This is a genomic window from Paenimyroides viscosum, assembly GCF_003858535.1.
GTDB lineage: Bacteria > Bacteroidota > Bacteroidia > Flavobacteriales > Flavobacteriaceae > Flavobacterium > Flavobacterium viscosum.
Genome location: NZ_RQTJ01000052.1, coordinates 1 through 211, shown reverse-complemented (window position 1 = coordinate 211; position 211 = coordinate 1).

Genomic DNA, 211 nt, shown 5'->3' with positions numbered 1-211 from the left:
TTGCACTTAATCCCGCATTTCGCCAAAGTGTGCTGTGAAGGATAAAGCTTGCTTTATCCGTGCTGTATAGAAGATGATGGTAGGTCCATCAGTATCGACGTTCAAGCGTAGGTACTAAACCGCTTCCCGATGCTGGCTTAGTAATAAACTGGTGTTAAACGGTAGGAAGAAAAGGCTACATGAGTAGTCAGGTGCGTATAAAGGAGATGAA